We start from the raw sequence: 23,037 nt of genomic DNA, 5'->3' as shown, positions 1-23,037 counted from the left end.
TATAGAAGTTATCTAAAATAAAAAAAGTCGATATTCAGTTTTCAGGGAACAAAAAGCCAGTCTTGGCTTTTTTTATTATACTTTTACCCTAAACTTGAAGTAATTTTGTAAATTATTTTATAAAACTCAAGCAAAAAACAAAAAAGAATTAAATTTGAAAAAATCAGCATTTTTTATATTTCTAGCTCGAAAAGTATTTTTATTTAGTTATAAATAAACTAAATAAAATGAGGTAAAAATGATAATAAAAGATCAAAGAGTAAAGATTCCTAAAAAGGTTCAAATTATAAGAAAAGATGATAATAAATATGTATATTATGTCGCAGGAACAAAATATAAAAAAGATAAAAAATATAATATTGATAAGAGAGTAAATATTGGCAAAATAGATCCAAAAAAATGGCAACTTATTAATACCAAATGATAAGTATTTTAATTTTTTCGGACACAAAAATAACAATCATAGAAGATGATAAAAAAATATCATCCGTTATTTCTATCGGGCAATATTTGGCAATAACTAGAATTTTTAAAGATTTATATATAGATGAACAATTAAAAAAATATTTTTAACACAAAAAGCGAATTAATAAAGGCATTGACATTTTATTATATTGATGAAGAATCTATGGCTTCGCAATTATTTGAAAAGTGGCATATAAAATTTTTTCTGGTTTGTTTTCAATTCCTTCAAAACGATATCAATGCTTTTGCATAAAGATATAACAACAAAAAAATACTTGAATTTAATTATAGATGATCAAAACAATTAAGAACATATTTAGAATATTCGGATGACGCATATTTATCTGTCCGATTTAACGAACTTTAATATAAGCTCAAAAAACATGAAACATGCTGAATATGGAAAGCCAAAGGTTGATGAAAGACTGCCATAAATAAACTTATCGTATTGTTTAGATCCAAAGACTGGGTTACCAATTTTTTATGATTTATATCCCAAATCAGTTTTTGATGTAAGTTACTACAAAAAAATGATTGATAAAGTTTTAAATTTGCGTTATAAATCAGCAACTTTAGTATTGGATCGCGGTTATTTTTCAAAAGACAATATTGAAAATATTGCTTCTGAGAACATTGACTTTATAATTATGGCAGAAACTTATAACAAAAGATTAAGTAGTTTATTAAATAAAAACAAAGATAAAATATATAAAAATGCTGAAAATTTAATTTTTGAACATAAAGTTTTTGCTTGAAAAACATACGAGCAAGCTTTTACAAATTCAACAAACAAATATTTCGTTTATATGTTTTATAATGAACAAAAAGCATCATTAGAAGTTGAAAAATATAATACGGTTTTAAATATATTATCAAAACAACTTGAAAATATTGAATACTTAAATGAAGATATTTATAGAACATATGGAAATTATTTTGATTTTAAAGTGGATGAAGAAAGCAAAATAATTTCTTATGAAATAAATAAGAAAAATTATCAAGACGTGCTTGATAATTCTGGTTATTTTTGTCTAATAAATTTAGATTTGTGTGATTGCTATTCTCAAATCTCTTACTCAAAAAGTAAGCAGGAGATAAATTTGCGCAAAATTTACTATATTACTAGTTTAAACACGATTTTATTTATGTGCTTTTGATATTTCTTACTTGTATTTGATATCCTCTCATTTTTCTAAATTAAAGTCCTGAAGAAAATTAATTAATAAATCTCCGGCAGCAATTAAGTCTGAAATTGCACAAACACCTATAGGGCTATGTAAATATCTTTGTGGTAAAGAAATGGTTAGAGTCGCTGCACCACCATGAGCAAATTGAAGTTCATGAGCATCTGTTCCTCCTCCCATTGCAACAAATTTATATGTAGGTATGTTATATTTTTTTGATATGTTTTGAAATTCTTTAACTAATTTTGGGTCCATCATTGTACCACGATCCTTTATTCTTAGAGCAGCACCCTTGTATAATAAAGTATTTCCTGGGATTGTGTTAGGAGTGTCATGTGATGCGCATGTATCAAGAGCAATTGCTATGTTTGGCTTAATTAATGAAACACTAGTTCTAGCCCCTCTTGTTCCTACCTCTTCTTGCACTGTGCCAACTAAGTAGAGATCAACATCAAGATCTTTATCGTTGATGGCATTAGCAACGTATTCTAGAACAGTTATACCAGCTCTATTATCCATTGCTTTTCCGCCCAATAAATTAGGATCATTAAATAGTATAGTTTCACCTGACATGTATACTAAGTCACCTACGCCAACTCCTTGTTCTTTGGCATCTTCATCTGATTTAAAACCAAAATCAGCATAAATTTCATTATTAGAAATTGCTTTTGAAATTTCATTTTCTTGCATAATGTGTATGCTTGTGTGGCCAAAAACTCCATTAAAGGTTTTACCTTCCTCTGTTACTAATTTTGCTTTTGTTCCAATTACTGTTGATGGTCAAATACCTCCAACTGGAGATAAATAAAGTTGTCCCTTTTTATCTATGTTTCTAACTAGAAACCCTACTTCATCCATATGTGCAGCAATCATAACTTTTGGCGCATTAGGATTTTTTGATTTCTTTCTAAATATAACTGATCCAAGGTTATCTCTGCTAATCTCAAATTTTTTATTTCCTAGTGATTTTTTCAACTCATTAACTACAGGCTCTTCATAACGCGACATAGCCTCAATTTCCATGTATTTAATTAATCTTTGTTTGAATAACTCATTTTTATCCATAAATTTATAAACCTCTTTAAATATAAAAATAATATATAAATTTTATCAAAATAACTAAAATAACTAGTTTTAATAATCGATATGTGACCCTTCAATTTTGTATAGTTTATCTTTATGTTTTGATAAAAAAACACTAGCAAGCGTTGCTAGTGTTAAATTATTGTTTTTTAAATTCAATATAGCTTTGTTGTTTTGAATAGTTTGTAAAAGTAATTTTGAAATTTTTTTCTTTACTCTTGTTATCGAATTTGTAAGCCACATAAACGACTAGTTTATCTTTGTTATTTCTTTTCTCAATTTTGCCTAAAAATTCAACAGTGCTATTACCGCTTTTACTTCTTCAATCAATTATTCCACCCTTTTTTAGAAAAATATTTCTAATTTTGATATTAAATATCGTTGCATATAGGGCTTGATTCACTTTTTCTTTGGTTAAACCATTTTTATTTTTATTATTGAGTGCATTAATAATATCTTGTTCAGTATACATTTTTTTATAATTTGTAGTTTCATCTATTTGTAAAAGAAAAACTGGTTTAGTTGCTTCAACTTTAAGCTGATATGCTTCATTTATCTGGTTTACAAAATTTTGCATTTTTTCCACATAACCATTAGTTTTAGTGTAAAAATTATGGTCCGGTTCTTTCAACCATTCACTAAATTCATTTCTTTTTCTTAGAGTTTTAAATGCATCATCGCAGTATTTAACTAATGCTCCTTTATTGTAATTAATTTTTTCTAAGTCTTTAGATGATATTTTTTTATTTTTGCTAACATTAAAACTATTTCCAAAATCTTCAAAAGGTTTATACATGTTTGCTAGCATTATTTCGGTTTCGACATATTTTTTTACTGTACTAATATATTTCAACACTTGACCAACGGTTGTGCTATCATTTATTAATTTTTCAAAATAGTTTTGAATTTCAGTAGTTGTTGCAGATACTTCTTTTCCAAAAATTTTATTATCATATACAGGATTTATTTTTTGTGTTTCAGTACTAATTAAATTTCTAAATTCTTCTTTAATTTCATCAACCAATTTTTTTTTGTTAGGTGATTTTAGATTAGATAGCGGAACCAAATTATCATTCATATTATAAATTATATTTGATTCGCCTTTTACAGATTTAATAAGTTTAGTTGCTAATGCAGCAGGACTACTCAATCCTTCTTCATCATCAGAAATTCAAGGTTCATTATGTTCTGGTTCGTTTGGAGAGACTTCATCAGCGCCTTCATCTCACTCTCAAGGACTATTATGATTTGGTTCATGGTTTTCTCATGGTTCGCTTGATTCAGGTTCATTTGATGGGAATATATCTAACTCATTTTCGATATAGTCATCTTCTAGTGGAAAATCAAAAGCATGTTGTTTTCCGTCATCTTTGGATTTATCATAGTATTTATATCATTGTTTGTAGTATAAATTATCAATTGTTTTTTTGATTAATTCATTAGTTGGGTCACTAAAATCAATTTCAAATTTTGGTCCTTTAAAACCATTCAAAATATTTGAGCTAGTGTCTTGATCCTTTGGAAGATCAGGGATCAGATCTTTTGGTAATAAATTTCCAATCAATAAATTTTTAATATGTTTATTTTTATGTCTAATATCATTTAGAGTATCCTTTGGTAGAATACTTTTAATAGTTTCATAAACTGATTGTAAATCATTTTTTTGTTCTTTAACTTTAGGTTTTTTCTTAGGAGTATCAGATATTTTATCAGGGCTAGGTTTTGGGTTTGGTATATTATGTGTTTTTGTATTTACACATGAAAATGCAACCGCTGCGGTTGCTATTGTTGGTAAAAGACCTAAGAAAAATCAACTTATTTTTCGCATATTTTCTCCTTAGTATTAGGTTTTATTAATAAAAATATTATATTACATTATCACTATTTTCCTAGGTAAATAGGGTTAATAGTAACTAAAAAAGCAATTAGCAATAATATAAAGCTTTTTTGCTTACATTAAATTGATAACAATGCATGGTTGTTGCAAAAAGCATAAACTTAATTAGCATAGATTTTTTAGTTTAAATTATTTTATTTTTAAATTACTTCCAAAAATAAAAGATGGATAATTGATTATGTTTTCTCTTGCGTTTTTTTGCATTTGTGCTCAGTTTAAATGTCTTGAAAAATAATTAAATATATTTTTTCTATTTAGCAATCCTAACTTGCTTAATTGTCTCAAAATATGTCTTTGAGCTAAAATAATGTATAAAACTATACTAATTTTTTTGTTTTGTTATTCTAGCAAATTAATAATCTTATAAATAATATAAAAAATGAAGCTCCAAAAATTGAAATTGATTACAACGATCCTTCTAATGATGAAATTAAAAGAATTATTGACACATTTTTTAATAGATACTTGTATAACAAATACGATAAGGCGAAAGAAGGAAAAGGACAAAGATTTGGATTTTCAATAGATAATTCACACAATAATAAGGATATAACTATCCATAATGATAATTTATACGATACTGAAGTGCCGAAAGATGAGCCTGAGTTAAATGTTCCGTGAGATGAGGATGATGAACCTAGTCAAATGCAAACTAAACCAAAAACAGAATCTAAACAAAAACAAGAACAAAAAAGTGAATCAACATCCTCTAAAAAAGAAACCATCATAAATGAAGATACAAAATGAGGTGATCTTTACAATTTATTTTCAGGCGGAATTCAAGGTCACGCACCTATCATTGATATATATGACATCCCCGGCGGAAAGAAATAATAAAAAATCTGGATTAAATCCAGATTTTATTTATTATATTTTCAACAATTGGTGATGTAGTAATTTACAGCTTTTTGGAGCACTTCCCGGTTTGAGTCATGAGTAATGCGATTCACCATAGCTTCTTCAATTCCAACTCACTCAACTATTTCTATTTCTCCCGGCTTATTTTTTATATCAAAATTTTTTGGTTTTGCTAAAAAAAATATAACATCTTTAGTTGTGTTTTTGAATGGAGAATATGTTGTTTTTTCTTTAAAGCCATCAATGATTTCAATATCAACATTTGTTTCTTCTTTAACTTCTCTTAGTGTTGTTTCGATCTCTGTCTCATTTTTTTCCATATGTCCCTTAGGAAATGTCCAATGTCCGGCTGTTTGTTGAACAAGCAAAACATATAATTTAGATTCAATATTATTTAACACTACTGCGCCGCATGATTTAACGTATTTCATTTAAGATGCCACCTCTTTTTTTAATTGTAATATTTATTCCCAATATTGTAATTATATTTAAAATTAGAAGAGAATCAAAAATTAACTTGATTATTTTTAAATTCATGAATAAATTAATATTCTTTTCCCTACTATGTAGATTTTTTTGTAAGTAAGCATTTATTATAGCCTGGTGAGTCCCATTGATTAGAAATATTAGCAGAAAAAAAATTAAAATAAAAGCAATTAAAGCAATAACTAGACCGAAAACGGTTTTTAATAATTTATTATGATTAAGATTTTTTCTTTCCTTAAATATTGGCATATAGCTAAGGCTAGTTAACAACATAATAATATTTGTTAGTGTAATTATAGCTAATATTCCAATTAATAAATTTTTATTGATGTCTTTTTTTAATAATGCTGAAGCAATTATTTGTATAACGGATGCCAATAGAGCTACTATTACTAATACAAAGAATGTGTAGAAATTGCGCTTGATTTGTGACTTGATTAGGTTATCAATTTTATTCATATTTATTATTATATATATTAAAATAAATACTTTTTACTATTAGTTAGAACTTAGTAAATGTTTTTTAATTTCAATAATAATAGTTTGTTTTATGTTAACATGATTTTTTTAAAAAAAGAAGTTTTGATAATTTTTGCTTATATAATTTAATACAATAATAGCATAGAATACCTTTGCTTTTTTGATAGACCTTTAACTAAAGGTTATTGAGTTTTTTTAAATTTAAAACATTGGTATAAAATATATTATTTATGTTTAGGGAGAGTTCTGTGATCACAAAAAAATATTTAGCTCTATATCGTCAATATCGTCCAAAGACATTTGAGGAAATTTGTGGACAACAACACATAGTAGAGACACTAAAAAATATTATTCATGAAAACAAAATTGGCCATGCCTATCTATTTTGTGGTCCGCATGGTAATGGTAAAACTTCGACAGCAAAGATTTTTGCAAATGCTATTAATTGTATCCACCGTAGCTCAGAAAGTCCATGTTTAGAATGCATTAAATCGATTGATAATAATATTGATATTATTGAAATCGATGCTGCTTCAAATACCGGAATTGAGGATATTCGAGAACTTAAAGAGAAAATCAAACATTTGCCTACGAATGGTAAATATAAAATTTATATTATTGATGAAGTCCATATGTTATCAAAAGCAGCTTTTAATGCTCTTCTAAAAACTCTCGAGGAACCGCCAAAACACGCTATATTTATTTTAGCAACTACTGATCCTCAGAAGATCCCGCTAACAATATTAAGTCGTGTTCAAAGGTTTAACTTTAAAAAGATTGATAAAAAAGTATTATTTAATCAGCTTGTTAATATATTTAAGAGAGAAAATATAGTAGCAAAGGATGATGCCATTAAGTTAATTGTTGATTTGGGTAATGGCAGTTTTAGAGACACGTTAAGTATTGCTGATCAAGTCGCTATTTATTGTGCAAATGAAGAAATAACTAAAGAAGCAATAGAAAGGCTCTTCGGAATAGTAGATTTTCAAAATATCTGATACTTAATAAAATGTATATGTGCCAACGAGCATAAGCCCTTAATTGACAAGTTTAATTATTTGGTTGAAAATGGCGCTAGCATTGAAAAAATTGTTCTGCAAATATTTAAGGCATTTAAAGACTATATAATTATGAAAAAAACTCATGACGAATCATTATTAGAGTTTGCTAACAAACAGCAACTTAGTGAACTTGATATTGATGATGAAGCTTTATTTAAATATATAGAATTAATTCAAAGCGCAATAAGAGATTCAAAAAATTCTGATATTCCCAAAGAACTTATTGATCTTTATTTATTAAAGATGTCTTCTTATAAGAAAAATAATTTAAATGATGGGATTATCAAAAAAAATATTGAAGATAATAATTTTTCATTTAATAATAAAGAAAAAGTTCATCAAGATAATTTGAATAATGATTTCCAACTGGTTGATGACGAAATTGCTAATAATGATAATCATAAACAATTTAATTCAATTTTTGATCTTAAAAGCATTTCTAATCAATTTGAAGCTCCTAATGAAATTAGCACACAATCAATCAAAAAAGAGCTCAAAGATGTTGGAATTGAAGAAATAAATGTTGATCAATTGCTTGAAAAAACATCAGAAATTCTTATTGTAGAAACGGCCAAGGAATATGAGAATTCAGATTTATTAAATGATATTATTAGTGCCGAGTATAATGATCTTGCCCCTTCTAAGACTGTCGAAATCCTTAAGGCAGAGTTAGACCAAGATGAGGTTAATTCACTTGTTTTTATTTACCAATACGTGCGAATGAAGATTTATAATTACGATTCCAAGGCTAAGACAGATATTGATACTATGTATTACAATATGATTGAAAGAAGAATTAAGAAGGAACTTGGATATTTGATTCCCTTGTTGACAGATTTTAAAATATTTTATAGTATTGATGACCTCATTGTTTTAAAAAGTGAAGACATTGCAAGGGTTCATCAACTAAATTTAAAAAGAACTAGTCCTGATTTTATTGAGGCTGTTAATAGCATTTTTGGCAGATACACAAATGTTGTTGCAATAACGCGTAACCAGCTTGATAATGCTATAAAATATTGTAAAGAAAATTGAGCAAGCAAAAAAGGTGAAGAAATTAAAATTATTAATTTGCCAAATTTAGATAAGTATAAAAATAAACAAAATCCCAATGTAGAATTTGCTAAGAAATTATTTGGCGATATTGTGAAGACATAAGGAAATTAAAAAAAGTAAGGAGAATTATTATGAACATTAATGAAATGTTAAAGAATGCAAAGAGAATTCAAGGAGAAATGGAAAAGGATGAGCAAGCTGTTGCTCAACAAAAGTTTGTTGTTGAAAAGCAAGGAATCAAGGTTACAATGAGTGGCCAAAGAAAAATTACAGAGATTATTATAAATGAAGCATTAATAGATCCTGAGGATCCTGAATTAATACAGGATTTAGTTATGCTTGCAGTTAATAAGGCTCTTGAAAAAATTGAAGCTGCATATGATGAAATTGGGGCAAAGTATTCAAATAGCGGGTTACCATTTTAATGAATTTACAACTTAGAGATAAAATCGTTGAAGCTCTAAAAATGATACCTGGTATTTCAAAAAAGCAGGCAGGCAAAATTGTGACTTATTTTCTTGAGGTTAATCCAGAATACACAAGTACATTGTTTTTGGATATTATAGACTTACAAAAGCAAACCAAGAAGTGTACACAATGCTTAGCATATACTACTAAGGATATTTGTGATATTTGTTTAGATAAAAAAAGAGGTAAAAAACTTTTTGTAGTCCAAGATAACAATGATATTGAAAAAATTGAGCAGTTGGACATTGAAAAAGGCAAATATTTTGTTTTTAATGAATATATCAATACTAAACAAATTAGTAATGAAACAACTAAAAAAATCAACCATTTATTAAGTGTAGCATCAAAAAATGACGAAATTATTTTAGCTTTAAATACTGATATAAATGGCCAAATAACAATGAAATTTCTTGAGAAAAAGATACGAGATGAATTAAAAAATAAGGATCTGTATCAGCTATCTGTTGGTATTCCTTTTGGAATGTCAATCGATGCCGCCGATCCGATTTCGTTAAAACAGTCAATATTAAACAAGAAAAAGGTGTAGGAGTATTTATGGGTCGAACAGGTAAATTTATTGCTTTTGAAGGAATGGACGGATCTGGAAAAACAACTATTATTCAAATGCTAAAGAATGATCTTATTAAGGATGGATTAATTGATAATTTTGTATTTACTAGAGAACCAGGATCTGCTTTTTCAAAAGAGGCTGAACACATTCGACAATTAATTCTTGATAATGAAAATTCATTTAGCTCGATGGTTGATGCTTTGCTTTTTGCGACAAGTAGACGCCTAAATCTTGAAAAAGGTATATGGCCTGCCTTGCAGGAAGAAAAACATGTAATTACAGATCGTTATACAACATCATCATATGTTTATCAAGGAGTTTTAGGTGAGGCTGGCTTGGAAAAAGTAGAAATAATTAACCAAATAGCAACAAATAAAACTGAACCTGATTTAATAATATTTTTTGATCTTGAACCCTCTGTATCAGTTGAAAGAATTACTAAGATGCGTGAAGGAATGGATAGATTCGAGACTTCTGATGTATCATATTATTTTTCTTTGCGAGAGGCTTATAATAAGGTTATTGCAAAAAACCGCTCTAGATACCGCGTTATTGATGCAAATTGTTCTATTATTGATTTATATGAGAAAGTTTTAGAAATTCTTAAAAAAGAAAATATTTTATAATGATTGATTTTGTTTTTAAAAAAATAATTGATAACTCTCTCTTAGAGCAAAAATTAGGGCAAGTTTATTTATTTTCATCAAAAAATATCAAAAGTTTTGATGAATATTTTTTATATTTTATTAATAATGTTAATGGTGAATGTTTTGAAAAAATTAGCGACATTAAACTAGGTGATATTTACTTTTATGTGGATGGAAGAAAAAATACAATTGGCAAAGAAAATATTCTTGATGTTATGAATGAAACAACTGAAACATCGTTGTTATCTAAAAATAAGAAAAAAATACTAATAATTGACACTGTTGAAAATGGTACACAGCAATCACTTAATAGTCTCTTAAAGTTTTTAGAAAATCCACCCCAAAACACCATTGTTTTAATGTCTTGTAATTATATTTCTCAGGTTATAAGTACAATTAAATCACGTGCATTCATTATTGAATTAAATAATACCTTAAATACAAGAGATATTAATGAATTTAAGCCATTTAAGAATTTTTTTGTTCATACAAATAGTGAATATAATGAAGACATTATTCCTATTTTTACAGAATTAAGCAAGTCAATAGTTAATTCCAATAAAGAGCCACAAAAATTATTAGTTAAAATTATTAGTCATTTTAACTATGATAATAAGGAAGTAATCATAAATTTTATGATCATGGCATTTATGGATATATATAAAGTAAAAAAAGGATTTAATGATTTACTAATCTTGAATGATTATAAAATACAACCAACATCATTTGATTATGTTCCTATTTATAAAATATTATGTGTTCTTCAAGAAACTAAAGTAAATCTAAAAAATGCAGCAAACTTTAATCTACAAAAGGCTATTTTATTGTTGAAATTAGAGGAGTTCTATGGAGTTTAAAATTTATATCGTTGGAACCCCCATTGGAAACTTAGAAGATATAACTTTACGCGCTATTAGAATTCTAAATGAAGTCGAAATTATCTTGTGTGAAGATATAAGAGTAAGTAAGAAGTTATTAAATAATTTTAAAATAACAGGCAAAAAATTGATTTCTTATCATAAGTTTAATGAGAAAGAATTGGCCCCCCGTGTTATTTCCTATATATTATCTGGAAAAAAAGTTGCTTTAATTTCTGATGCTGGTATGCCTTGCATTTCTGATCCTGGTTTTAATTTAATTAGTGAAGCGAATAAAAATGGAATTTTTGTTGATGTTATAGGGGGAGTTACTGCCTTTACTCATGCATTCATAAAATCTAACTTTGGATCTACATTTAACTTTATTGGTTTTTTGAAAGATAAAAGTGGCGAGAGAATTAATCAGTTAAAAAAAATTAATGAGGGTGTTTATGTGGCGTATATATCGCCATATAAGCTAATAAGTACATTAAAAGATTTTGATGAAGTTTTTTCTAAAAAAGTTGATATTTACTTATGCAAAGAGTTAACCAAACTTTTTGAAAAAGATTATCGCGGGACTCCAAATGAAATTATTAAATTATTAGAAAATGAGCCAATTAAGGGCGAATATGTAATTGTCTTTAATATTAAAAAAGAAAAGCATATTAAGATTAATAAATATGCAAAAAAATAAAAACCGGAATTTTCCGGTTTTTAAAAAATTATTTATTAAGAATTAATTCTTTGATTTAGCAATAAATGCATCTAAACGGCTAGCTTTTCTTGCACCATTATTTTGGTGTAAAACACCCTTTGAAACAGCTTTATCAATTTCATGGTGTGCTTTAGCAACTAATTCAGCTGCTTTTTCATCTTGTGATGTTGCTGCTAATTTAGCTTTTTTGATAGCAGTTTTTACAGTTGATTTAATAGCTGAGTTACGTGCGTTAGCTTTTTCGTTAGATAATATTGCTTTTTGTTTTGATTTAATGTTTGCCATTTTTTTGCCTTTCTTGCTAAAAAAAATAATTAGCATACTAATTTTACATAAAAACGCAATATTTTTTTGTATTTAGTTACTATTTTTGTTTTTTGTTACTTTTTTTAATAATTACACATTATTTATTTTAATTTATTAAAATATTTTTATATGAAAAGCCCTAATATGACTGTTTATAGAATAATAAATAAAGAAAAATATTTAATAAAACTTTATTATACTTACGATAATTCCTTTTTGCTATTGCAAGAAAATAATTATTATGTTTTGCAAGGTTCAATTATAAAATTATGTTCTAAGGAATGTTGAAGATTTGTGGATGAAACAATATTAAAAATAACTCAAAAAATTAATATTGATAATCAATATTTTCTTGGTGTTGATTATAATAAGAAAACATTTTATTACTTAGGCAAAAAAGTTAATTTTAAAATAAGAGAAAATCTTATCATTTTTGATGATGAAAAATTTGAGTCAATAAAAATCTCTAAAAAAATAACTCCTTTATTAGCTGAAACTTATGTAAATGATCAATTGAATAAAAAACTAATTGTCGTATTTAAATTTTATGCTGATGAAGCATATAAAAAAATTGTTGGTGAAGAATACAATCTAAAATTTATTGTTATGAAAAAAAATACTTCATGAGCTTCAATAAATATAAGGACGCATAGGATAAGCATATGCAATAAATTAATTCATTTTAGTGAAGAAATAATAAGATATGTTGCCTATCATGAGGTCTGCCATATAATTCATCCAAATCACTCAAAAGCATTTCGGGATTTGTTAGAATCATTTATCCCCAATTTTCGTGAACTTGATAAAAAACAAAAAAGACACATTTTAGTCTAAGGAGAAATTTATAAATGGAAAAACAAGCTGTGGTGTTGTTGATTGTTATTTACACAATGTTAGCAATAATATTAATCATTGACTTAATTTTTATTATAAGACATTTTAAAAATAAAAAAAGAAGTGAAATGCAAAATGAAGAAAGTGAAATTAATAAAGTTGATCTAAACACCGAAATTAAGAAAATAAGTAGGTTTATACCTAACACGAAATATATAAAGGAAGGTAAATATAGACCTGAAAAATTTGACTCCTTTATTAGTGGTGCCCTAATCATAAATAGCTATGGTCTTTTTGTTATTAAAAATATAAAAGATAATGCTATGCTAGTTGAAGGTGATTATAATAATCGTGAATGGTTTTTGACTACGCCCAAAGCCAAATATTGTATTAATAACTTATTTTGGGATTTGAATAAAAATATTGATAATTTACTTCCTTTACTTCCTAATAATCTTCCAGTGATTGGCATTTTAATATTTGAAGACATCGATAAAATTGATATTAATAATTATCCAGGATATTTAGGCTTCTCTAAACTCAAAGATTTATCAAGTTTTATGAATGATGCAAAGCGCCAATTAAAGCCTATAATAACTCCTGAAAATGTTGAAAAAATTGTTGAATTATTAAATAATAAACGTCTTGAATTTTAGTTTGATGTTCTTATAAGAAGTATTGCTAAAACATTGCTTGTTTATTGAAAATGATTGCTTTTTTAGTATTTAGTATCTTAAAAAAATAAAAATTGTTTATATAAATGAATTAAATTATTTTTTTTGTCTATAATTAAAGCATAATATTATATAAAATATAAAACAATAGAAAGGAAATAATGACCAAAAGTAAACTAGAAAGATATTACATTTCTGAAAAGATTGGTGATGATAAAAAAGTGTCATTTAATTTCAAAAAAGCAAATCAAAAAATTTCAGGTAATTTTACTGAATTTGTTGATGCTGTTTCAGAATTTATTAGAGTTAGTGAAAAATCAAAAAATGATACTCGTGTGTGATTTCATCAAGACGGGGCCTACCGTGGAAGTGTTGATATAAAGAAAGCTCGTAACATAATTGAAAAAATATTAGAAGTTAAAGTTGAAAATGAAAAGGCTATTGAATATATTGAAAAGGAGGATTTGGTGGATAAACCAATGCCAGTTAAAAAGATGAAAACTACCCCTATGATCGATTTAGAAGCAGAAGCATCACAAACAACTTTTTATGTTGAAAATATTGAAACAAGAAAGGCTTCACAAGTTTCGGCTCTTGATGTTAAATCATTTTCAAAATACATAACAATTATTGAAAAGGTTAAACAGTTAGGCAATACATTAGTTGTTTCATTTCATTTAGAAAACGAAGGCAATTCATCAATGACTCACGAATACATTATTACAGGTTTTGCTGAAGAAGCAATGAGCTCATGTTCATCATGCAAAGCAATGCCTCACAATAAAAAACTTGGTTTATGACGTGAAAAAAGAGCTTTCCTTGCTTTATTCACAATATTAACATTATTAATTATTGTTAACATTATTTTAATTGTATTACGTGTAAAGGCTATAATCTAAATTAGATATATAAAAAGTAAAAATTTTTAAAAAAGTTAGGGCTACCTAACTTTTTAAATTATTTTAATTCGCGTTTCAGCATTGATAATTTGGTTATAAATTCTTCTTTTGAATATATTTCGGTTTTTTCGCTGCCATATTCTCTTACAGCTAATTTGTTATTTTCAACCTCTTGGCGTCCGATAATAACTATAAATTTAGATTTTTGAATTTGTGCATCGCGAATTTTTTTATTTATTCTTTCGTTTCTTAAGTCAACATTAACATTAAAATCTAAATCCAAAAATTCCTCAAATAGAGATTGACAATAATCATTTAAATCACTTACAATTGGCATTATTGTAACTTGTCTTGGACTTAATCAAAACGGTAGAATACCTTTGGTTTGTTCCAATAATGTAGCGATAAATCTTTCATAAGTTCCAATTAAGCCACGATGAATTAAAACAGGCGTTTCAAATTCTTCATTATCATTAACAAACTTCATGTTAAATCTATGAGGAAGCAAGAAATCGAGTTGAAGCGTTGACATTGTTATTATTCTATTTAACGCAGTTCTGACTTGAAAATCGACTTTTGGACCATAAAAAGCTGCTTCACCTATAAATTCCTTGTATTCAATGTTTAATTCCCTTAATACTTCACGAAGGTCATTTTCGGCTTTGTTTCACATTTGATCATCCTTAAAGAATTTTTTTTCATCATTTGGGTCTCTTAAAGAAAGCGAAACATGGTCTATTTCAATTTTAAAATCCTTGAGTGCCTGTAGAATCATTTTATAAAGGTGTTTAAATTCAGATTTAATTTGGTCTGGTCTAACAAAAATATGTCCTTCGGTTAAATCCATAGATCTAACTCTTTCTAATCCAGAAAGGGCACCTGATTTTTCATAACGGTACAACCTAGATTGTTCAGAATATCGTATAGGTAAATCGCGATATGAACGTCTTGTTGAATTAAATAAGATTATATGATGCGGACAAGTCATAGGGCGTGCCACAAGAGTTTCATTATCCATCAATATAGGACTAAACATAACGTCTTGATAATGCGATCAGTGACCACTTATTTCATATAATTTTTTTTCTCCAAAGTGAGGAGTTAAAACCTCGGTGAAACCAAATTTTTTATCTAACTTTAAAACATATCTTTGGATTGAATTGTGAATTTTCATTCCATCCTCGAGTCAAATTGGGAAACCTTGGCCCGACAGTTGACTAAACATAAAAAGGTTTAGATCCTTGCCTATTTTGCGGTGGTCTCTTTCCCTTCTTTCTTTTAGAATTTCTATGTAATCATCAAGTTCTTGTTTAGTTTCTCACGAAGTACCATAGATTCTTGTTAACATTTTGTTATTAGAATCACCCTTTCAATAGGCCCCTGCAATTGATAACAATTTAAAATGCTTAATTTCTTTAGTATTTTCGATATGCCCACCGGCGCAAAGATCTGTGAATAAAATTTCATTAGTTTTTGGGTGTTTGAATTGAAAGAAGGTTATTTCTTTTTTTTCATTTACGAATTTATCATATAATTCTTGCTTGTAGGGTTGATTCTCAAAAGAGAAAAAGTCTTTTTCGACTTTTTTCATTTCATAACCTTGTTCAGCTAGTTTTTTCATTGTTTTTTCAATTCGAGGTAAGTCTGATTCAAAAATTGGATTTTCAAATTCAAAGTCATAGTAAAAACCCTCCTCGATAGCAGGACCAATTGCCAGTTTTGTATTTGGATACATTTTTAAAATTGCTGCAGCTAATAGATGACTAGTTGAGTGATTTAATTTATTATTTGATTTCATTATTTAAACCTAGTCCTTTCATAAATTTTTTAAGAGTAATTGAAGCAGTTTTTGAAGCCTTTTGTGCTCCCTTTTTTGCTTTTTTTTCGATATCTTTTATTACTTCATTGTATTTTGTTTGAATTTTAGTTAAAAAATCTTTAACTAAGATGCCCACTTCTTGCTTTAATTCACCATAATTTTTTTCTTTGAAATGTTGTTCAGCTTCCCTTAAGTCTATATCTTTAAGTGAAGAATAAATTGATAATAAATTTTTAATGCCCGGCTTATCGTCTGAGATGTAAATTTTTCCTTCAGAATCAGTAACTGCTTTCATTATTTTTTTATATCCTAATTCAGGATCGTCCAATAAATAAATTGCTGATTTTTCATTTGCATCTGATTTTGACATTTTTTTAGTTGGGTCAACTAGTGACATAATTTTTGCCCCAACTTCCGGTATATATGGCTCAGGAACCTTGAATTTAATATTGAATTTATTATTTAGTCTTTGAGCTATATTTCTTGTTAATTCAACATGCTGCTTCTGATCAATTCCGACAGGCACTAAATCAGCATCATATAAGAGAATATCAGCAACCATCAATGTTGGATACATTAAAAGTCCTGTTGGAATTGTTTCCATACCATTTGAACTTTTTACTTTTTGAGATTTATCTTTAAATTGAGTCATTCTGGATAATTCACCAATAGTTGTATTTGTTAAAATTAACCAGTTCATTAAACCATGTTCCATAACATCTGATTGAAAAAAAAGGGTCGATTTTTCAGGATCAATTCCACAGGCAATAAATAAAGCGTATATATTTTTACGATTTTCTTCAAGGATATGTGGTTCAATAGGGAGGGTTAGAGCATGGAGATCAGCGATAAATATATAGCTATCATAATTTTCTTGCAATTTAACCATATTTTTTATTGCTCCAATATAGTTTGCTATGGTTAATTTTCCTGTAGCCGTAATTCCACTTAAAACTCTTTTTTTGTCCATTTTGTGCCTTCTTTTTTAATAAATTCTTGTATAAATTTTATAACTTTTTTAAAAATATCATATTAAATAATTTATTATTTAATAATCCAACATTATAACTTTTTTATGCTTAAATTAAGTTGAAAAAATAATTAATAAATTTTATTTGATATCTTTGTTGAAAATTACTATTAATTAAATGTTTTTTTGATATTAATTTTAAATTAAAATATAATTTAAAAGTAGAAATTTTTAAGTGAAAAAGGTGTTAATATGAACCCAAAAAACAAATTTTTATATATCTTTTTAATCATAGTTACTTTTGGATTTATTTTAATTTATTGAAAGAAAAGATTTAGACAAACCAAACCCAAGAATTATCTCTCAAAGGAAACTAAATTAAGTTTTAATTTTGATGTGTTTGTTTCGCTATTAGGTGGAAAAGAAAATATTAAATCGGTATCAGCTACACAAAAAATTTTAAAAATTAATTTTTTTGATAAGACCAAGATTGCTATACCGCAATTAAAAAATCTTGATGGTATAACCGGAGTTGCAATTCAAAGTAAAACTATTTCTTTTGTAGTCGGTAATGTAGCCAAACACATAGAGCACTTAATTAATGAGGTAAATTAAAATGAATAACAATACCAAATATCAAATGTTAATGGCTAATCTGCTAAATATTGATACCTTTGATTCTTCATTGTACAGTTCAATTGATAACGAAAAATATTTTGATGTGTTAAAAAATTTCGGTGAAGAAACCTTTGATCATATATACAATAATTTTAATATAAATTGCACGATTTCTGATATTGCAAATCGGATGATTGCAACAAAGGTTTATGAAGCTAAAAATAAGAATGAAGTAATTGCTATTTTTGAAGACTATAATAAACGAATACCAGAAAATTTATTTAAGATGCTTGGTACAAATTTTGAAAAAGCAAAAGCCATTATTGTTGCTAGTCAGGAAACGGAGTTTCAAAAATCAGTTGTTAAGTGAAAGAAAATTTTAAATAAAGCGCAAAATATCAATATTGAAACCAATATTTGGCCCTTGCATATAGGCTTTTTCTATATATCAATAAAAACAGAAAATAAAACAATTTATGCTCCATTATTTTTTAAAGAGATATTGGTTGAAGTTAAAAATTCATTGGTTACCTTAAGTTCTAGTTCTGACATAAGAGTAAATAGCAAGCTAGTCACGTTTTTGAATCAAGAAGGCTTTTCACTCAATGTTGACTCATTTGATTTTAATAACCTATCAATTCGTGAAGTATTTGAAAGTTTTAAAAATGCTTGAAAACCACTCTTCAATATGCCCTTAACTTTGAAAGAAGGTATTAAAAATTTAACAATTGAAAATATTGAAAATAGCTCAATAGAATTTTATCCCGGAATAGTTCTTGGTTTTTATAATGTTTCGTCGGGATATTTGTGAAATCAAATGAAAAAAATTATTGAAAATGATGAGTTCGATGAGATTTTAAATCCAAATTTTAATAAGAATTTATATCGTGAAAAGGTTAATAGAGTAATTTTTGATAACAAGTTTAAGCTTTTTAAAATTCAAGAAACTAATTTTTCTCAGGATGTTGCAACAATCTCGTCACTATATCAGGATACAATTATTTGAGGTCCCCCTGGGACAGGGAAATCACAAACTATTTCTAATTTAATAACTAATATTATGACAAGAGGCTACACCGCTTTAGTTGTAAGCCAAAAGAAAGCGGCATTAGACGTTTTACGTAGCAGGCTAAAAAAGCTTTCTATTTTTTGCTTATTTGCATTAAATGATAAAAATCTGAGACCTGAGAATTTTTACAAGCCATTGCGTGAATTTATTCATTTGTTAGAAAATTATGAAAATTCAAATGTTGAAGAAGGTCTTAGTGTTTTTAGTGATGAAGATGAAAGTTATGTTGATAATGTAAATTTAATTAAGCAAACTAAAAATATAGATAATATCATTAATTTTTATAGCGCGGTAATGAATGGTAATTTTAGTGTGCAAACATATGAAAACCTTAAAAAAATGGATCATAATCTTAAATATAATCAATGTTGCGAATTTAGTGATAAGAAGTTAATTATAAAAAAACTATATGAAAAAAATTTTAATAAGAAATGCACTATTTTTAGTATTATTCCTAAAATAATTAAAAACATGGCGGAAATAATATTGAATGATCAAAGTTTAATGACTATTGATATTGATGAGGCGCTTAAATATGTAAATCTTGTTTCATTTGAAGAAATTACTAATTTTGAAAAACAATATAAAAAAATTCTCAACAAAAAAACCAATTATTTAAATGATGATAAAAATATTGTTAAGATGCTTCTTGAAAAAACATTTGATCGGATGACCAATTTTAGTGATGAGCAGAAAATGCAATATACTTCCTTTGCTATGGCTATAAGAACTGGCCATTTAAAGCCTTACAAGTTTTTTCACAAACATAAGGAGATGATTAAAATATTATTTCCAATAATTATCACTACTCCTGAACTTGATTTGTCGATGTGATCTAAACAGGAATTTGATTTTGCTATTCTTGATGAATCATCGCAAATGTTTATTGAAAAGGGCATTCCAATTTTATATTTAGCAAAGCGAAAAATTCTTGCCGGTGATAGCCAACAAATGCAACCCACAAGATGATTCTCTGCGACATATAGTTTTGATGAAGAAGATGACTTTGGCAATATCGAATCGTTGCTAGATTATGCTAGGGCAAGAGGTGTTTATTCACTGCTATTAGATAAAAATTACCGTTCTAAAAAGGCGACATTGATGACTTTTTCATCAAAGCATTTTTATGAATCAAAACTTGATGTTATTGATAACTATGAACTATCAGTTTCTAATGAAAAAGCAATTGAGGTTTTTCAAGTTGATGGAACTTGGGATAATAGCATGAATGTTGCTGAGGGTGAAAAGGTTATTGAATTATGCAAGCAAAATCTTGAAAAATATAACAAAATAATCATTTTAGTTTTTAATGTTAAACAACAAGAATATCTATTTAATAGAATATTCGGAAATGATCCAGAATTAGAAGATGCTCTAAATAGTGAAAAAGTTGTTTTGAAAAATATTGAAAATATCCAAGGCGATGAAGCTGATTTGGTTATTATGTCAGTTGTGTATGATAAAAATACTGCTTTATATAACACATACGTTGCAAGAAAAGGCGGGAAAAATGCTCTTAATGTGGCAATATCACGCGCTAAAGAAAAGGTCTTTGTTGTTAAATCGATTTATGCCGATGATATTGAAATTACAGATCGATCAACAGCTGACATGATAGTATTTAAGGAATGATTAAAATTTCTTGACTTATCAATTGATGAGCAAAAAAATTATTTAGATGAGGTTGAAGATTTTTTGGCTACTAAAATTATTTCATTACCCGAAGATATTAAATTTAAGGTTGATGTACTAGATGAACTTCGCAATTTTATTAATGACAAAAACCTTCAATTTCAGACAGATTACTCTGTTGGAACTAAAACCATCGATATTGTTTTAATTAATAAGCTTAACAACAAGCTTATTCAAGGATTTATTTTAGATAATTTTTTATATAAGAATGATTATCGTAAATATCTTATTTTTAGAGACAATATTAAGTTTCTTGAATCTAAGGAATATCCAATTATTACTATTTCTGAAATTGAATGGCCAATTATTAAAAATAAGATATTTGCATATTTAGAAGCATTGATATCACAACAACAAGTAGAAAATCAAGCTATTATAGAATTACAAAAAAATAATATGTATGAATTAAAAGAATATAAAGAAGTTAATTTTATTCCTCAATCTGGAGAAGAAGATATGAATATAGAAACTAAACTAAAAGATAATAATATTGTTAGCTTGAAAGAAAATAATATAAAAACAGGTGATGAAACGGCAAAAAACAATGATCATATTGATGACGTCGATGATTTTTATGTCGCAGAAATGGATAATCATAATCAAATAGCGGTTGAAATTGATGAATTCGAAGAACAAAATAATTATTTGGAAATTCATCCAGATGAGACAGATGATATTGACTCTCTTACTGATGATTTTAAGGTAGAACAATTTAAGCAAGATGATTTGGAAGTTGCTCAGGATAATGAAGATTATTCTTCCGATGTTATTATGAATTTAAATGAAAATACACATGAAGAATTCGAAGATAGCGAAGTTTCATTAAATAATTTATCATCTGATTTTTTGGAAGATGATACCTATATAATTGATCAAGAAAATGATGAAACTATCTCAAAAACTGAAATTAATGATTTTAAAATAAATTCCAACAAGATAAACAATAAAACAGATGAGTTTAATAATATTGAATTATTAGGATTATCTAGTGTTGAAGAAAATGATTTTGAATTTGAAGAATTAAAAGAAACTAATGTTAGAGCAGATCAGGAAAAACAGGTTGATTTTAAAAAGATAGAGAATACACCGGATAATATAATTGATGAGTTTGGTTTAGTTGATACTGACGAAAAAACAACGGAATTTGAATTTGGGGATTAATGAAAAAAGATAACAAAGATTTGGAATTTGATTGGGTTGATTCGATTGACAAGGATGTTAGCTTTGAAGACCAATTAAAACATAAAAAAGTTGCTCAACGTCTAACGAAAGCAAAGAAGATAAGAAAAATATTATTTTGATCACTTTCAGGTGGTTTGCTTTCTTCTGTTATTATTGCAACAGTCAGTATACAACTTACAAAGCCTAAAAAAGCACTCATTTACTGGTTTAATAGTGTTAAAAAATACTCATTTAATTTAAATAATAATAAAAACAAAGATGTTAATATAAAAATAAACAACGATATAAAAATTGATGGCACTCCAGAAAGTGTCATGGCTAAAATTATTAATAATAGTGATTCCGATAATATTAGTCTTTTGTTTAAAAAAAATGTTCAAAAAGAAATAAGTGAATATGCAATTTTTGAAAATAAAAATTCTAATGTTAAATGGAAAATTGAATTTGAAAATTTTGTAATTGATACATTATCTAAAAATACATTATTTGTTGATCTTGTTTTTAAACATCAAGAAGGGACAAATACTGAATTTGTTATTAGAAATTTTCCTATTTATACAACATTAAAAACAAAACAATTCAATGAAGAAACAATAAAGAAAAAACAAGACCAATTTGATAGTAAATTTATTGAATCAATTAGGAATAAGGTCGCTTATAAGTTGCTTTTACCTATTGATGTAAAAGATAAATTTTCTAATGAAAAAATTAATAGATATAAAGCGGAATTTAGAAAATTTATACAAGACTTTAATGATAAATTTTCTTCTATTAAAAATGACTCATCAAAATTAATTGATTATTCTTGAGCTTTTGGTGAACCACATAAGATAAATAACGGCATTGAACAAATGACGGTTGTATCTAACTTTGTAACAGAAACTAATAATTTTTATTCCCCTATTTTATTTACATCTCCAATAAAAATTGAGGGTTTTGATAATGAAGATTGAAAAACATCAACACGAATAAAATTTAAGGGTAGAATTATTACCTTATCTACAAATAAAGAGAAACTAGGCAGATATCATTCTCAATATGGCATTTATATCGAACCTAACTATGGCAATAACCAAAAGGAAATAGAGTTTGATGTTCCATTATTTTTTGAAAAAGGTTAATAAGAAAAATAGGTTATTATCT

General features: G+C 26.9%; 22 protein-coding genes. 15 read left to right on the top strand and 7 right to left on the bottom strand.

Annotated features, from left to right (window positions below; genetic code table 4):
• Positions 1 to 238: 238 nt before the first annotated feature.
• Together ACWXVJ_RS00790 and ACWXVJ_RS00785 are read left to right on the top strand one after the other, a co-directional pair.
• On the top strand, positions 239 to 427 hold the full coding sequence (locus ACWXVJ_RS00790) for a hypothetical protein (protein ID WP_455966082.1): 189 nt from the start codon (positions 239 to 241) through the stop codon (positions 425 to 427).
• 472 nt (positions 428 to 899) lie between these two features.
• Positions 900 to 1,661, top strand: a complete 762-nt coding sequence (locus tag ACWXVJ_RS00785; protein ID WP_455966088.1) for a transposase — start codon at positions 900 to 902, stop codon at positions 1,659 to 1,661.
• Here ACWXVJ_RS00785 and ACWXVJ_RS00780 read toward each other — a convergent pair.
• Both ACWXVJ_RS00780 and ACWXVJ_RS00775 read right to left on the bottom strand, forming a co-directional pair.
• Entirely contained in the window at positions 1,629 to 2,714 is a 1,086-nt protein-coding gene (locus ACWXVJ_RS00780; protein ID WP_438340671.1) for a M42 family metallopeptidase, read from the bottom strand. The genes ACWXVJ_RS00785 and ACWXVJ_RS00780 overlap by 33 nt on opposite strands.
• A 157-nt stretch (positions 2,715 to 2,871) precedes the next feature.
• On the bottom strand, positions 2,872 to 4,560 hold the full coding sequence (locus ACWXVJ_RS00775) for a hypothetical protein (RefSeq protein ID WP_455966080.1): 1,689 nt from the start codon (positions 4,558 to 4,560) through the stop codon (positions 2,872 to 2,874).
• 534 nt (positions 4,561 to 5,094) lie between these two features.
• Between ACWXVJ_RS00775 and ACWXVJ_RS00770 the strand changes: the two genes are divergently transcribed.
• The gene (locus ACWXVJ_RS00770) at positions 5,095 to 5,463 is read left to right on the top strand and encodes a hypothetical protein (RefSeq protein ID WP_455966078.1); all 369 of its coding nucleotides are present in this window, start codon (positions 5,095 to 5,097) and stop codon (positions 5,461 to 5,463) included.
• 26 nt (positions 5,464 to 5,489) lie between these two features.
• Here the strand turns inward: ACWXVJ_RS00770 and ACWXVJ_RS00765 are convergent, their stop codons facing one another.
• Together ACWXVJ_RS00765 and ACWXVJ_RS00760 are read right to left on the bottom strand one after the other, a co-directional pair.
• On the bottom strand, positions 5,490 to 5,918 hold the full coding sequence (locus tag ACWXVJ_RS00765; RefSeq protein WP_438340679.1) for a bis(5'-nucleosyl)-tetraphosphatase: 429 nt from the start codon (positions 5,916 to 5,918) through the stop codon (positions 5,490 to 5,492).
• Positions 5,905 to 6,432 (bottom strand): hypothetical protein, encoded by a 528-nt coding sequence (locus ACWXVJ_RS00760; protein ID WP_455966076.1) that lies wholly within the window; start codon positions 6,430 to 6,432, stop codon positions 5,905 to 5,907. Before ACWXVJ_RS00760 ends, ACWXVJ_RS00765 begins: the two co-directional genes overlap by 14 nt.
• A 251-nt stretch (positions 6,433 to 6,683) precedes the next feature.
• Here ACWXVJ_RS00760 and dnaX point away from each other — a divergent pair, with 251 nt between their 5' ends.
• The 6 genes from dnaX to rsmI are packed head-to-tail and all read left to right on the top strand — an operon-like array spanning position 6,684 to position 11,810.
• Positions 6,684 to 8,672: a DNA polymerase III subunit gamma/tau gene (gene dnaX, locus ACWXVJ_RS00755; protein ID WP_455966074.1), complete on the top strand. Its 1,989-nt coding sequence runs from the start codon at positions 6,684 to 6,686 to the stop codon at positions 8,670 to 8,672.
• A gap of 29 nt (positions 8,673 to 8,701) precedes the next feature.
• A complete protein-coding gene (locus ACWXVJ_RS00750) occupies positions 8,702 to 8,995 on the top strand; it encodes a YbaB/EbfC family nucleoid-associated protein (RefSeq protein ID WP_455966072.1) in 294 nt (97 codons plus the stop codon).
• Positions 8,995 to 9,585, top strand: coding sequence for a toprim domain-containing protein (locus tag ACWXVJ_RS00745; RefSeq protein WP_438340683.1), 591 nt, complete (start codon positions 8,995 to 8,997; stop codon positions 9,583 to 9,585). Before ACWXVJ_RS00750 ends, ACWXVJ_RS00745 begins: the two co-directional genes overlap by 1 nt.
• A gap of 8 nt (positions 9,586 to 9,593) precedes the next feature.
• Positions 9,594 to 10,235: a dTMP kinase gene (gene tmk / locus ACWXVJ_RS00740; protein ID WP_455966070.1), complete on the top strand. Its 642-nt coding sequence runs from the start codon at positions 9,594 to 9,596 to the stop codon at positions 10,233 to 10,235.
• Complete coding sequence (locus ACWXVJ_RS00735; protein WP_455966068.1) at positions 10,235 to 11,113, top strand: hypothetical protein; 879 nt, start codon at positions 10,235 to 10,237, stop codon at positions 11,111 to 11,113. The genes tmk and ACWXVJ_RS00735 overlap by 1 nt, the downstream gene beginning before the upstream one ends.
• A complete protein-coding gene (gene rsmI / locus ACWXVJ_RS00730; protein WP_444705043.1) occupies positions 11,103 to 11,810 on the top strand; it encodes a 16S rRNA (cytidine(1402)-2'-O)-methyltransferase in 708 nt (235 codons plus the stop codon). The genes ACWXVJ_RS00735 and rsmI overlap by 11 nt, the downstream gene beginning before the upstream one ends.
• Before the next feature lie 42 nt (positions 11,811 to 11,852).
• On the opposite strand, the gene rpsT is transcribed toward rsmI, so the two are convergent.
• Positions 11,853 to 12,116, bottom strand: coding sequence for a 30S ribosomal protein S20 (gene rpsT, locus ACWXVJ_RS00725; RefSeq protein WP_438340687.1), 264 nt, complete (start codon positions 12,114 to 12,116; stop codon positions 11,853 to 11,855).
• 150 nt (positions 12,117 to 12,266) lie between these two features.
• On the opposite strand from rpsT, the gene ACWXVJ_RS00720 reads away from it, so the two are divergent.
• The 3 genes from ACWXVJ_RS00720 (at position 12,267) to ACWXVJ_RS00710 (ending at position 14,544) form a co-directional block, all read left to right on the top strand.
• Positions 12,267 to 12,971, top strand: a complete 705-nt coding sequence (locus ACWXVJ_RS00720) for a YgjP-like metallopeptidase domain-containing protein (protein ID WP_455966066.1) — start codon at positions 12,267 to 12,269, stop codon at positions 12,969 to 12,971.
• 14 nt (positions 12,972 to 12,985) lie between these two features.
• Positions 12,986 to 13,627 (top strand): hypothetical protein, encoded by a 642-nt coding sequence (locus tag ACWXVJ_RS00715; RefSeq protein WP_444705045.1) that lies wholly within the window; start codon positions 12,986 to 12,988, stop codon positions 13,625 to 13,627.
• A gap of 179 nt (positions 13,628 to 13,806) precedes the next feature.
• Complete coding sequence (locus tag ACWXVJ_RS00710; RefSeq protein ID WP_438340690.1) at positions 13,807 to 14,544, top strand: hypothetical protein; 738 nt, start codon at positions 13,807 to 13,809, stop codon at positions 14,542 to 14,544.
• Positions 14,545 to 14,602: 58 nt separating this feature from the next.
• Here the strand turns inward: ACWXVJ_RS00710 and thrS are convergent, their stop codons facing one another.
• Both thrS and trpS read right to left on the bottom strand, forming a co-directional pair.
• The gene (thrS, locus tag ACWXVJ_RS00705; RefSeq protein WP_455966064.1) at positions 14,603 to 16,342 is read right to left on the bottom strand and encodes a threonine--tRNA ligase; all 1,740 of its coding nucleotides are present in this window, start codon (positions 16,340 to 16,342) and stop codon (positions 14,603 to 14,605) included.
• Complete coding sequence (gene trpS / locus ACWXVJ_RS00700; RefSeq protein ID WP_455966062.1) at positions 16,329 to 17,333, bottom strand: tryptophan--tRNA ligase; 1,005 nt, start codon at positions 17,331 to 17,333, stop codon at positions 16,329 to 16,331. The genes thrS and trpS overlap by 14 nt, the downstream gene beginning before the upstream one ends.
• A gap of 252 nt (positions 17,334 to 17,585) precedes the next feature.
• On the opposite strand from trpS, the gene ACWXVJ_RS00695 reads away from it, so the two are divergent.
• The 3 genes from ACWXVJ_RS00695 to ACWXVJ_RS00685 are packed head-to-tail and all read left to right on the top strand — an operon-like array spanning position 17,586 to position 23,015.
• A complete protein-coding gene (locus ACWXVJ_RS00695; protein ID WP_438340693.1) occupies positions 17,586 to 17,948 on the top strand; it encodes a hypothetical protein in 363 nt (120 codons plus the stop codon).
• 1 nt (position 17,949) lies between these two features.
• On the top strand, positions 17,950 to 21,873 hold the full coding sequence (locus tag ACWXVJ_RS00690) for an AAA domain-containing protein (RefSeq protein WP_438340694.1): 3,924 nt from the start codon (positions 17,950 to 17,952) through the stop codon (positions 21,871 to 21,873).
• Entirely contained in the window at positions 21,873 to 23,015 is a 1,143-nt protein-coding gene (locus tag ACWXVJ_RS00685; RefSeq protein WP_438340695.1) for a hypothetical protein, read from the top strand. Before ACWXVJ_RS00690 ends, ACWXVJ_RS00685 begins: the two co-directional genes overlap by 1 nt.
• Positions 23,016 to 23,037: the final 22 nt, after the last annotated feature.

It is taken from the genome of Mycoplasma sp. 773 (assembly GCF_053851515.1).
The sequence above is the reverse complement of the archived record's forward strand: the minus strand, read 5'-3'. Positions and strand labels throughout refer to the sequence as shown.